Source organism: Actinomyces oris, from assembly GCF_001929375.1.
Lineage (GTDB): Bacteria > Actinomycetota > Actinomycetes > Actinomycetales > Actinomycetaceae > Actinomyces > Actinomyces oris_B.
Map to the genome: position 1 here is coordinate 14,825 of NZ_MSGO01000032.1, position 11,932 is coordinate 26,756.

The following is an 11,932-nucleotide window of genomic DNA, read 5'->3' on the forward strand; positions in this document are numbered from 1 at the left end:
TAGACGCCATGCATCCAGCCAACACGACATGCACACAAGCCCAGGCCGGCGACGCACTGATAGCATTCACAGAACCACCACCAACGCTGCAACTGCCACATACGAGCTTGATGATGGATAATCACCGGGTAAGGTTGTCGCGACCACTGAGAGTGGGCGAGAAGAAAATTTCTTCGCGGCTGAAAGTCTGTCGTTGGCCGAATCCACCGCGGGAAACTCTCTCAACAGAAAAGGGCGTACGTGAATAAGATTCACCCATGCGATCGTGCCGACTTAAGCCGCCTGCATGAATCATACTTTTTTGGCCTAGCGGCTATTATGTGCTTCGCCGCCATTCTTTTTATCAAGTTGATCCCCACTCCTATGGAGATTCTATACCTAGGGGTTGGTTTGTTCCTCACTTCGTATGCCGTCAATCGAAATATGCAGTTCAAGTTTGCTCAGCACTCTTACAAAAAATGGAATGCTAGGCCAGGAGGCATTGAGTTCGGTCCATGCTGGTTCTTCAACTCGTGGAGCATTCTGACGATAGTCATCCTAGTACTTACCGTAGTCACCGCGGTCTGGTTTACGTATTTTGGTGGGACACCATACTCGGATCGGACGCAATTAAAAATCATGATGATGGCCGGGGCGTTACTGATATTGTCATTAGTCAGCCTGCTTTCATTTCCGTTTAGTCAATGGGCGAAGCCTGAAATCATTATTGATTCTGCCGGAATTCATCTATGGCCCGCCGGGCGCTATCGATCCATGATTCCATGGGAAACACAACCGAAAGTTTCAGGCTGTGTGAGACATAACGGCACGCCCGTCGCTCTCATAGAGACCAGAACCGGTTCATTTTACTATTTTCCAATGTTCACGCTGCCCCTGGGATACGTCCAGCTTCAAAGAATTCTTGAGTTCTACTCGAGTTACGCTGATGCTCGTCGCAACATCGGTACGCCACAAGGCCTTGAGGCTTATTCACAGCATCCGTCAAAGGCGCTGTGACCTGCGCAGATGCCGGCGTCGGCTAGCCCTGTGAATACGCCTCCTTGTTCACGTGCGAAGCCTCATGGATTTCCCAGTCGCCGAAATAGCCAAGGACCTCCATAGCCAGTGAACTACGACGTTCTGTCGGCGTGAACTGGAGGCCGAGATGTCGTCGCCCCACCTCATGGGAAAGCTGTTTGCATGACTCTGCTTCAGAAGCTCTCCCCCACGGGCGGAGACAAGTCCGCAGCGCAAAATTATGGACGCGCCGACCACTTAAGAGACCTGAAGGCGTTCGCCATGCTGACGGCCGGGGTCGGCCTGGTGCCCCCATCCTTCGTCTATCCCTCATCCATTGCGTTCATTGAGGCTTATTCACGGCATCCGTCAAAGGTGCTGTGACCTGCGCAGACGCCAGTGTCGACTAGCCCTGTGAATAAGCCTCCAGGTCTCGCCAGGGAACGCACACAGTCCTCGAGTCGACCGACTCCCTCACCGCCCCCGTTCCGGCAGCGTCCGTCGATACCTCCAGCATCACGGTCAGCCGCAGAGCCTCCCCGCTCGGCCGGTAACGGGGGCGATGCGACGTCGGCCGAATGACCGCCGGAGCCCTCGGCTGAGCTCCGGCAACTCGGCCTCAGGCGTCGAGCAGAGCGCGCAGGTTGCGCACGTACCGCTCGAAGGCGACCCGCCCCTCGGGGGTCAGCGCCAGGTACGTGGCAGGACTGCGCCCCGAGTAGGTCTTGTTCTGCTGCACGTATCCCGCACCCTCCAGCTTGGACAGGTGGGTGGACAGGTTGCCGGCCGTCATGTCCAGCAGCTCGCGCAGCCGAGGGAAGTGCAGCTCGTCGCCGACGGGCACGGCGGCCAGGGTCGCCATGATCCGCAGGCGGGCCTGGGCGTGAATGACAGGGTCGATATCGACGGCGGAGACCGTTGCGGCAGCGGAGGCTCCAGCGCCGGCACCGACCGGCACCGCCGACTCCTCCGTCGCGCCCGCACCCTCCGGCGCTCCAGGCCGCTGCGCCCGCACCCCTCCGGACATGTCACGCACCTCGCTTCGATCGTGTGGCAGAAGCGACGACAGCGGCCACCAGCATGCCACCCCCACCGGCCACGGACATGATCCACCAGGCCCAGGGCATCCCGACAATCGTGACCACCAGGGTGACCAGGAGGATCCAGCCACCCAGGACCCCCATGACCGTCTCATCCCACAGTGCGGCGCTCATGAGGAAGATGACGCCGACGACGAGACAGGGCACGGCGTTGGACACCACGCTGGCGACCTCATTGGCCTGGCTCGTGTTGAAGGTGGCCAGGAAGGCATTGACCCGGCTCAGGATGACGGCCCCCAGCGGCATCCCGAGGACCCAGGCGAGACCGTAGTAAGTGCCCTCCCGGCTGCTCCGACCGCGGATGCCGCGCGCCTTGGGGACGATATAGGCGAAGGTGAACAGCAGGGCCGCCGCGAGGCAGCCGCAGAAGAACAGGTACGGCACCGTCGGCAGGCTGTAGTCCGCCCCGCGGTAGAGGGCCAGCGCGGCATAACCGACCAGCCAGGCCAGACCCCAGGCGATCAGGAGCGGGGCCGCCTTGATCTCGTGCCGCTTGAGAAAGGCGCTCCGCTGGGCCTCGACGACGGCGAGGGCCTCATCGGGCCCCGCCGGAACCTTCTGGTGCTCAGTGGCAGCACTCATGGTGAACCTCCTCGTGAACAGGGGTTTGTGTTTCAAACCAGTTCCAGGATAGCGACTTTTGGTTTGCATTGCAAACTACTTTGAACACACCGCCCGTTGCCGCACGGTTCCTTCCGGCGTAGGAGGGTCTGCACAGGCTCTCCCCCTAGAATCGGCGTCATGACAGATGCGGCACCAGGCTCGCCCCCGCCGACCGGCGACCTCGACCACGCCTCGACGCTCACCGAGCCTCCCAGCGAGCCCCCCACCGCCGTCGCCCAGCAGGCACCTGCGGCCGCCCCGTCGGCCGCCTCCGCGCCCTCCGCGCCCTCCGCGCCCTCCGCCGAGTCGACCTCCACCTCACCGGTCGGCATCCCCGTCATCGGGGTCGCCCCAATGGCCGAGCCCGCCCCGGCCCCCGACCCCGCCACCCCCTGCTCGACGACGCTCCTGGTGGACACCACCGCGCACCGCCTGCGCCGCAACGAGGACCTGCTCGACCTGACCCTGACGCTCCTGGGCATCTTCGCCGTCCTCGTCCTGGCGATCTACGCCCGCGAGACCACCACCGGCGTCACCCAGGACGTCCAGAACGCCCTGGCGGTGGTGCTGCGCCGCATCCTCGTCTTCCCCCTGCAGACCATTGAGGGCCTGGCCACCTTCATCGTGCCGCTGGCCGTCCTGCTGGATCGGGTCCTGCGCCGCTCCTGGCGCTCCTGCGGTCAAGCCGTCCTATCGGGGATCGCCGGCTACTCGGTCGCCGTCGCCGCGATGACCGGCCTCGTGGCCTGGGGCCCCACCGCCCTGCTCATGGGGCTGACGGTCACCGCCTCGGGCACCGCCCAGCTGGGCGTCTCCACGGTCTTCGCCTCCATGGCCGGCCTGCTCACGGGCGCCGGCGACCGCAACAGCTCCACCGTGATGCGCTCGGGCTGGGCGGCCCTGTGGGCGGTCCTGGGTATGGCCGTCCTGCGCGGCGCCCTGACCCTGCCGGGTGCGGTGCTGTCCCTGCTGCTGGGCCGCGCCGTCGGCCTGCTGGTCCGTTACGTCTTCGGTGTGGAGGACCGCCGCGCCCACGGGGTCACGCTCGTGCGCGCCCTGCGCCGGGCCGGGATCGACGCCGTGCGCGTGGTCCGCATGGACCGCGCCCCCGAGGCGCGCGCCTGGGTCGTCACCACCGACGCCCCCCTGGGCTACACCGAGCAGGTCCGTGAGCAGATGCGCGAGAACCCGCTGAGCTCGCCCCCACAGGAGCCGGAGGGCCCCGAGCCCGCCACCGGGGACGTCCCCACCCCCGCCGACGAGCAGGTCGCGGACGCGACCACCGGGTCATCGAGCGCAGAAGCGGCCTCCCCCCTCGACTCGACGCCGTTGGACACGGCCGGGACCGGGAGCACGCAGACGTCGGCGGGCGCGAACACGATCAGACCGGCCACCGACGTCGACCTGGCCGCCGTCCTGGCCGAGGCCTCCAGCGAGGCCCTGTCCCAGGAGCGCCCCTCGGTCCACCGCATGTACGCCGTGTGGGACTCGGCCGGTGAGCGCCACAACGTCACCCTCCTCGACGCCGACCGGCAGGTGGCCGGATTCCTCTCCAACATCTGGGACCAGATCCGCGTCAAGGGCCTGTCCCCCACCCGTGACCTGTCCCTGCGCCCGGCCGCCGAGCACGCCGCCCTCATGACGATGGAGGCCCGCCGCGCCCACGTGCGCACTCCCGGCCTGCTGGGGATGGCCGAGGCCGCCGAGTCCGTGCTGCTGGTGACCGACCACGTCGTCGGCGCCCGGTCCATCAGCGACCTGGGGGCCGAGGTCGACGACGACGTCCTGGACCAGCTGTGGAGCCAGCTCCAGCGCGCTCACGCCGCGGGGCTGGCGCACGGGAGCATCGACGCCTCGAGCGTCGTCGTCGACGAGTCCGGGCGGCTGTGGCTCCTGGACTGGGCCTCGGGCGAGACGATCTCCTCCGAGCTCTCCCGCCGCGTGGACCTGGCTCAGGCCCTGGCGCTGACGGCGCTGGCGGTCGGCGCCGAGCGGGCCATCGACGCCGCCTCCCGCTCACTGACCACCGCGCAGCTGGCCTCGATCGCCCCCATGCTTCAGCGGGTGGTGCTGCCGCGCCAGACCCGCGAGGTCATGGGGCGGCGCGGAGCGAGCCGGCAGGTCCTCCAGGATCTGCGTGACGCCCTCGTGGCACTCACCCCCACGGCCGACGCCGAGCCGGCCCGCCTCAACCGCTTCTCCACACGCACCGTCCTCATGGCCGTGGTGGCCCTCGTGGCGGTGTGGACGCTGCTGGCCCAGCTGGACTTCCAGCAGGTCTCCGCCGCCGTCTCGCAGGCCAACATCTGGTGGATGCTGGCGGCCCTGGTCTTCTCGGTGGCGACCTACGTGGGCGCCGGGCTGACGCTGGTGGCCTTCAGCCCCGAGCGGCTCTCCCTGTGGCGCTCTACCGAGGTGCACCTGGCCAGCGCCGTCGTCTCACTGGTGGCCCCGGCCGGTGTGGGCGGGGCGGCCATCAACCTGCGCTTCCTCAACCGCAAGGGGGTGCCCACCGCGGTCGGCGTGGCCACGGTGGCCCTGGTCCAGGTGGTCCAGTTCGTCGTCACCGTGGCGCTGCTCGTGGTGCTGGCGGCCATGACCGGCCAGTCCACGGGGCTGACCCTGCCGTCTGGCTGGGTGCTGGTCGCCGCGGGCGCCGTCGTCGTGGTGGCGGCGACCATCCTGACCATCCCCAAGGCGCGCACCTGGGCGTGGACCAAGATCGAGCCCACCTACCGCCAGGTGTGGCCGCGGCTCGTGTGGGTCATGTCCAACCCGATGCGCCTGGTCCTGGGCGTGGGCGGCGCCCTCATGCTGAGCCTGTCCTACATCCTGTCCTTCAGCGCGAGCCTGTGGTCCTTCGGCTACACGGTGCCCTTCGCGGTCCTGGCCATCACCTACCTGGCCTCCAACACGGTGGGGTCGATCGTGCCCTCCCCCGGTGGTATCGGGCCGGTCGAGCTCGCCCTGACCGCCGGGCTCGTCGCCGCCGGCGTCCCCTACGGGGTGGCACTGTCCACGGCGATCGTCTACCGCCTGGTGACCTTCTGGATCCCGATCCCGGTGGGCTGGCTCAGCCTCCAGCGCCTCCAGAAGGTCGGGGACCTGTAGGTCCGCCGACACTGGCCCGCCGCCTCCGTCCGGCCCGGGATGACGGGCGCTGGGGGCGCGCGGGCGGGCCGAGTGCACCTCGGCCCGCCCGCTGACTCGTTGGCTACGCACCTACTCGTTGCCGTGGCAGGTCAGACTCTTCTTCGGCAAGGTGCCGGAGATCAGGTAGGCGTCGACGGCGTCGTTGACGCAGGAGGCGTCGCCGCCGTAGGCGGTGTGCCCGTTGCCCTCCCAGGTCAGCAGCTGGCCGGAGTCGAGCTGCTCGGCGAGGGACTTCGACCAGGCGTACGGGGTGGCCGGGTCCCCGGTGGTTCCCACCACGAGGATCGGCGCGGCACCGCGGGCGTGGATCTGCGTGGGCTTGCGGGTCGCGTTGTGCCCCCACACTGCACACCAGGTCCATGCCGACCGCGGTGTTCCCGAAGATCGGGGTCTCACGCTTGGCCTGCTCGTACTGCGCGGCCCAGGTCGTCTTGTCGCCCTCCACCGGGTAGTCCAGGCAGGTGACGGCCTGGAAGGCTCCGCCGCCGTCATCCCTCGAGGAGGAGTCCTGCCCGTCCGTGGTCGCGAAGGCCGAGCCGTCGCGGTGGTTGATGGCCTGGTCGAGGGCCTTGTTCAGGGGCTCCCAGTTCTGCTCGGTGGTGTAGAGGTACTCGCTCAGGGCGGCGACGATGTCCGAGCCGGTCACGGTGCGGTTCGGGTCCCCGGTCGGCAGGGGCGTGCTGTTGGCGGAGGCGATGAGGTCACGGACCTGCTGGACTCCGGCGTCGGTGCCGCCGCTCAGCGGGCAGCCGGCGGAGGACTGGCAGTAGTCCATGTAGGTGCGCAGTGCCTGCTCGAAGCCCTTGGCCTGCCCCAGTCCCTGCTCGGCGAGGGACAGGGAGGGGGCGATGGCGCCGTCGAGCACCATGCGGCCCGTGTTGCTGGGGAAGTTCTCAGCGAAAATGGAGGCGAGGTAGGTGCCGTAGGAGAATCCCAGGTGGTTCAGCTTCTCCTGACCGGCCAGCGCCCGCAGGATGTCGAGGTCCCGAGCCGCGGAGACGGTGTCGACGTGGTCGAGCAGGGTGGCGGGCTCGGTGTTGGAGTCGCACTGCTCGGCCAGCTCCTGGAAGGACTTCCGGGCCGACTCCGCCCACTCCTCGTAGGAGTCGCCGCCCGCGGCGGTCCCGGTAGAGGGCTCCGTTCCTGCCGACGGCGTAGCCGAGGCCGACGGCGAGGCCGTGGCCCCAGCGGAGGCGGAGGGATTGGCGGTGCTGGAGGATGAGTCGTCGTCGCTGGAGCAGGTGATGGCCGTGGAGGAGCCGACCCCGCGCGGGTCGAAGCCGATGATGTCGTAGGCACTGAGCAGATCGGGGTGAAGGCGCTGCCCGCCCGCTCGGCGAAGGAGACCCCGGAGTCTCCGGGCCACCGGGGTTGATGAACAGGGCTCCCTGCGATTGTCCACCGGTGGCGGCGCGCTTCTTCACGGCGATCGAGATGGTCCCGCCCTTGGGGTTGGCGTAGTCGAGGGGGACGGTGATGACGGCGCAGCTGAAGGTGGCCGTATCGGTCTTCTCGGAGGAGCCGGCCGTCCCGGCCGCGCCGTCAGAGCTCGGGGCGGCGGTTGCCTGCACCGACGCCGTGGTGGTGGAGGCCGTGGAGGCACTCGCCTGGGCGGTCTTCTCCGAGTCCTTCTCCATGCCGTCGGTGGCGGTGCAGGGGTACCAGCTGACGGCCTGGCGGTAGAAGGACTCCAGACCGGAGGGAATCGGGCCCGGGACAGTGACCGAGCCGCCCGCGGCGGGGCCGGTCCCGTCCCGCAGGCGCTCAGGCACCCGCCGACGAGGACCGCCAGGGCACCGACGCTCGTGCGACGACGGCGCGGCGCGGCTCCTGTCATCGCGGACTCCGCGGACGCCTGCGCCGCGATGGCGCGCCCTGAATCGACTGAGCGCTGCCTTACTGTTCTTGTCATGCGCGGCATCCTACGAATGCACCTGTGTCCGCCATGTGTTCGTAGGGTAGGTCGCGCGTTCGTACCTTTAACCCTCGAGCGCGCGACATAAGGCACGACCGCGCGGGAGCCTGGTCACGAGGCGAACAGGTGTGAGACCTCGCCCTTCGCGCGCCGTCCGGGAACGGTCAGGGCCAGGTGGATCGCGACGGCGAGCATCGCCGCGGCCCCTACCCCCAGGCTGACGATGAGACCGGCATCCGTGGCGGAGCGGACCAGTGGTGCCAGGTGGGAGCGCATCCCCGCCGTCATGGCGGTGGGCCAGCCGTCCAGCGCCCGCAGCCCCTTGCCGGAGGCCACCAGGGAGATGAGACGCTCTCGATCCGCAGCCCGCCGCAGGACGCCGATCTCCGGGGTCATCGTCATCACCCTCCGGATGACGCGCTCATAGCTCACACCCATGACCGCGACCCCCATGACGATGCCGAGCTGGCGAGCGGAGGCGGAGAATCCCGAGGTCATCCCCGCGGTGTCCTCATCGGCCGAGGAGACCGCCAGCTGGTTGACGATCGTCCCGGTGGCCCCAGTGGCGGTCCCCGCCAGGACGAGCCCGGGGATGAGGACCAGCCAGGTACTCGATCCGCGCAGGAGCATGAGCAGGCAGGAGCCGACGACGCCGCCCAGCACGATCCCCAGCAGGCTCGCCCTGGCCCCGTGGCGTCTGACCGCTCCCCCGCAGGTGGCGGCCACGATGAGGGCGGAGGCGCTGAAGGGCAGGAAGCACAGCCCGGTCTGGGCGGGGGTGAGCCGGTAGATGTTCTGCGCGTACAGGGACAGGAAGGCCATCGGCCCGATGAGGGCCGCCTGGATGATGAAGCCGACCAGGACGCTGCCGGCGTAGGTGGGTTCGGTGAGGATCGAGACGTCGACCATGGGACTGGCCGATCGCCTCTCGACGACGCAGAAGGCGCCGCACAGCACCGCCGAGCCGGCCAGCAGGGAGACGATCACGGGCGAGGTCCATCCCCACGTGTTGCCCTGGAGGAGCACCAGCGTGAGCGCCCCCGTCATAGCGACGCACAGTGCCGTACCCGGCCAGTCGACCTTCCTGGATACCGCCTCCGCCGCAGTGCCGCCCCGGTCCGCACCGGCCTCGGGCACCCAGCGCGATCCGAGCCAGACCGCCAGGCCCACTGGGACGTTGACCCAGAAGATCGAGCGCCAGCCCGCCGTCAGCACGAGCCCTCCGCCAATGAGCGGCCCCAGGGCAATGGCCGCACCGGAGACCGCGCCGTAGACACCGATCGCCCGCGCCCGGTCAGGGCCCGCCTGGTAGCGGTCCGAGATCATGGGGACCCCGACGCCCAGGAAGATCGCGCCACCAACCCCCTGAATGAAGCGGCTCCAGTCCAGGACACCGACCGACGGCGCCAGCGCGCAGACCAGGGAGCCGACCGCGAACAGGACAATGCCCCAGCGGAAGAGGCGCAGCCGCCCCACCGACCCGCTCAACGTCGCCGCCGACATCAGGAGTGTCCCCAGCGGCAGCGTATAGGCATTGACGACCCACTGGAGCTCGCTCAGCGACGCGCCCAGTGCGGCCCCCATGTCAGGCAGCGCGACGGAGACGACCGTGACGTCCAGGACGTTCATGAAGCTGGCGGTGCAGATCAGCAGCAAGACGAGTGTCTGCCTCACATGGCACACCTTTCACGCGACTAAAACACCGCGCGGTCGTAGGTTAGTCCTCGCGGTCGTACCTTTAACCCTCGATCTCGCGGCATAACCCTCGACCGCGTGAGAGCGAACCCCCTGGCCCGCCCCTGCAAGCCTCAGGCCCCGCCGGCACGCAGGTGCCCCAGCACCTCGGCGTGGGCGGTCGGGGTTCCCACGAGGAGAGAACCGGCGCGGCGCACGTCGAAGGGCGCCCCGTCCATCCGGGTGAGGACCGCGCCGGTCTCGGCGCACAGCAGCGCACCGGCCGCAACATCCCAGGGCTGGAGCCGCGGCTGGGCGTAGACGACCGCTCCGCCCGCAGCCACCTCCGCCATCTCCAGGGCGGCCGCCCCGTAGCAGCGCATACCTCGCGAGGCCTCGATGGCCCGGCCGATACCCGTGTCCTGCGTGAGCTGGTAGTGGGCGATGAGCATGCCCTCGCTCAAGGGCAGGTCCTCCAGCCGCTCCAGCGCCCGTGGCGCCGCGGCGTCGGCGCCCGCCGACCCCATCCTGAGCGGCTGCACCCATGCGCCCCGCCCGCGGACGGCCGTGTAGAGCCGGTCGGCCACGGGGTCGGCGAGGACCGCCACCGTGGGCACGCCGTCGTCGACCAGGGCCAGGGAGATGGCCCAGTCGCGGTGGGTGGCCACGTAGTTGAGGGTCCCGTCGATGGGGTCGAGCACCCAGGCCCGCCCGCGGTAGTCCTCGAAGTCCTCGACGCGGTGCGCCTCCTCGCCGTGGATGGGAACGCCGGTGGCCTCCAGGTGACCGGCGATGCGCTCCTCGACGCCGCGGTCGACCTGGGTGACCAGGTCGTTGCGGTGCGCCTTGGCCTCGATGCGCAGCTCCTCGCCCGGGTCCAGGGCGAAGGCGGCCGCCTGGCGGACCGCAGCCACCCCGTGGGCGAGCAGGTCCTCCAGGCAGGCCGACGACGTCGGCCCCTGTGAGGGCTTAGGTGTCACTGACCCACCACCGACAGCGCTCATGACTGGAGCTCCTGCTGCCCGGCGAGCCGGCTGCTGTGGACGAGCCAGGCCACGCCCAGCGCCACCAGCCACAGGGGCGAGGCGAAGACCGCGATGCGGGTGTCGTGGGCCTGGGTGAGGGTCCAGATGACGAAGGCGAAGAAGACCAGGCACAGCCAGGCCGCCGCGCGCTCACCGGGCAGGCGGAAGGCGCTGGCCTCGTGCAGCTCGGGCCGCAGCCTGAGGAAGCGCAGGTAGCTCACGACGATGACGCACCACACGAGGATGAACAGGACGCTGGCCACCGTCGTCACCGTCGTGAAGGCCGCGATGATGGACTTGGAGGTGTAGAGCAGCGGGATCGAGGTGAGTAGGAAGGCGCAGGTGACGGCCAGGGACACACCCGGCACCGAGCGGGCGGTCAGCCTGCGGAAGACGTGGGGGGCGTTGTCCGCCCAGGACAGGCCGAAGAGCATCCGGGAGGTGGAGTAGACCCCGGAGTTGGCCGACGACGCCGCGGCCGTGAGCACCACGAAGTTGACGACGCTGGCGGCCACGCCGAGCCCCGCCAGGGCGAACATGGCCACGAAGGGGCTTTCCTCGGGGTTGATCTCCTCCCACGGGGTGACGGCCATGATGGCCGCGAGCGCCCCCAGGTAGAACAGGACGATGCGCACCGGGATGGCGTTGATGGCCCGGGGCAGGGTGACCTCCGGGTCCTTGGCCTCGGCGGCCGCGGTCCCCACGAGCTCGGTGCCCACGAAGGCGAAGATGGCGATCTGGAAGGCCCCGAAGAACCCGCTCGCACCGTTGGGGAAGAGCCCGCCGCTCCAGATGTTGGAGATCTGGGCGTGGGCGCCGTTGGGCGCCGTGAACCCGCGCAGCACCATGAGGACGCCGACGACGACGAGCGCCATGATGGCCACGATCTTGATGATGGAGAACCAGAACTCGATCTCCCCGAAGGCCTTGACGGTGGCGAGGTTGAGGCCGAACAGCAGGATCACGGTGGCCACCGGCGTGATCCACAGCGGCAGGTGTGGCCACCAGTACCTCACGTACCCGGTGATGACGATGACCTCGGCCACGGCCGTCACCAGCCAGCACACGTAGTAGGTCCAGCCCACGAAGAAGCCCGCCCACGGCCCGATGAGGTCGTGGGCGACGTCGGCGAAGGACTTGTAGGACAGGTTGGACAGCAGCACCTCGCCCAGGGCCCGCATGACCAGGAAGAGGATGGCACCGATGAGCGCGTAGACGAGGAACACACCGGGACCGGCCAGGGAGATCGTCTTCCCCGACCCCATGAACAGCCCGGTTCCGATCGCCCCGCCGATGGCGATGAGCTGGACGTGGCGGTTGGTGAGGTGGCGCTGGAGCTGGGGCTCCGCGTCGTGGTCCACCATCTGGTCGAGGTCAGGCCGCATATGCGGCGCTGAGGACTCGGCCGCCGAGGTGGAATCGGCGGGCGTCGGCGTCTGGGGCATCTTGTCTCCTGATCGTGGGTG

General features: G+C 68.7%; 8 protein-coding genes and 1 pseudogene. 3 read left to right on the forward strand and 6 right to left on the reverse strand.

The annotated features are described in order from the left end of the window. Positions 1–240: 240 nt before the first annotated feature. On the forward strand, positions 241–996 hold the full coding sequence (locus tag BKH32_RS13575) for a hypothetical protein (protein WP_143222762.1): 756 nt from the start codon (positions 241–243) through the stop codon (positions 994–996). Positions 997–1,179: 183 nt separating this feature from the next. Next, positions 1,180–1,380 (forward strand): hypothetical protein, encoded by a 201-nt coding sequence (locus BKH32_RS13580; RefSeq protein ID WP_143222763.1) that lies wholly within the window; start codon positions 1,180–1,182, stop codon positions 1,378–1,380. A 235-nt stretch (positions 1,381–1,615) separates the two neighbouring features. Here the strand turns inward: BKH32_RS13580 and BKH32_RS07240 are convergent, their stop codons facing one another. Beyond that, positions 1,616–2,023 (reverse strand): winged helix-turn-helix domain-containing protein, encoded by a 408-nt coding sequence (locus BKH32_RS07240; RefSeq protein WP_075249315.1) that lies wholly within the window; start codon positions 2,021–2,023, stop codon positions 1,616–1,618. Position 2,024: 1 nt separating this feature from the next. Continuing rightward, positions 2,025–2,678, reverse strand: a complete 654-nt coding sequence (locus BKH32_RS07245; protein WP_075249316.1) for a hypothetical protein — start codon at positions 2,676–2,678, stop codon at positions 2,025–2,027. Between the two features lie 159 nt (positions 2,679–2,837). Between BKH32_RS07245 and BKH32_RS07250 the strand changes: the two genes are divergently transcribed. After that, complete coding sequence (locus tag BKH32_RS07250; protein WP_075249317.1) at positions 2,838–5,810, forward strand: lysylphosphatidylglycerol synthase transmembrane domain-containing protein; 2,973 nt, start codon at positions 2,838–2,840, stop codon at positions 5,808–5,810. Between the two features lie 111 nt (positions 5,811–5,921). Here the strand turns inward: BKH32_RS07250 and BKH32_RS07255 are convergent. From BKH32_RS07255 to BKH32_RS07270, 4 genes and pseudogenes are all read right to left on the reverse strand, one after another. Further along, positions 5,922–7,773: pseudogene (locus BKH32_RS07255) on the reverse strand (alpha/beta hydrolase). Between the two features lie 105 nt (positions 7,774–7,878). Further along, on the reverse strand, positions 7,879–9,441 hold the full coding sequence (locus BKH32_RS07260) for an MFS transporter (RefSeq protein WP_075249318.1): 1,563 nt from the start codon (positions 9,439–9,441) through the stop codon (positions 7,879–7,881). Between the two features lie 134 nt (positions 9,442–9,575). Continuing rightward, positions 9,576–10,445 carry an inositol monophosphatase family protein gene (locus BKH32_RS07265; RefSeq protein WP_075249319.1) on the reverse strand — a complete coding sequence of 290 codons (870 nt, stop codon included), beginning with the start codon at positions 10,443–10,445 and terminating at the stop codon, positions 9,576–9,578. Further along, positions 10,442–11,911, reverse strand: coding sequence for an amino acid permease (locus BKH32_RS07270; protein WP_178384578.1), 1,470 nt, complete (start codon positions 11,909–11,911; stop codon positions 10,442–10,444). Before BKH32_RS07270 ends, BKH32_RS07265 begins: the two co-directional genes overlap by 4 nt. Positions 11,912–11,932 lie beyond the last annotated feature (21 nt).

Excerpts from the sequence above, each read along its gene's own strand:
- BKH32_RS13580 (WP_143222763.1), top strand. The coding sequence starts at position 1,180 with ATGACTCTGCTTCAGAAGCTCTCCCCCACGGGCGGAGACAAGTCCGCA.
- BKH32_RS07240 (WP_075249315.1), bottom strand. The coding sequence starts at position 2,023 with ATGTCCGGAGGGGTGCGGGCGCAGCGGCCTGGAGCGCCGGAGGGTGCG.
- BKH32_RS07245 (WP_075249316.1), bottom strand. The coding sequence starts at position 2,678 with ATGAGTGCTGCCACTGAGCACCAGAAGGTTCCGGCGGGGCCCGATGAG.
- BKH32_RS07250 (WP_075249317.1), top strand. The coding sequence starts at position 2,838 with ATGACAGATGCGGCACCAGGCTCGCCCCCGCCGACCGGCGACCTCGAC.
- BKH32_RS07265 (WP_075249319.1), bottom strand. The coding sequence starts at position 10,445 with ATGAGCGCTGTCGGTGGTGGGTCAGTGACACCTAAGCCCTCACAGGGG.
- BKH32_RS07270 (WP_178384578.1), bottom strand. The coding sequence starts at position 11,911 with ATGCCCCAGACGCCGACGCCCGCCGATTCCACCTCGGCGGCCGAGTCC.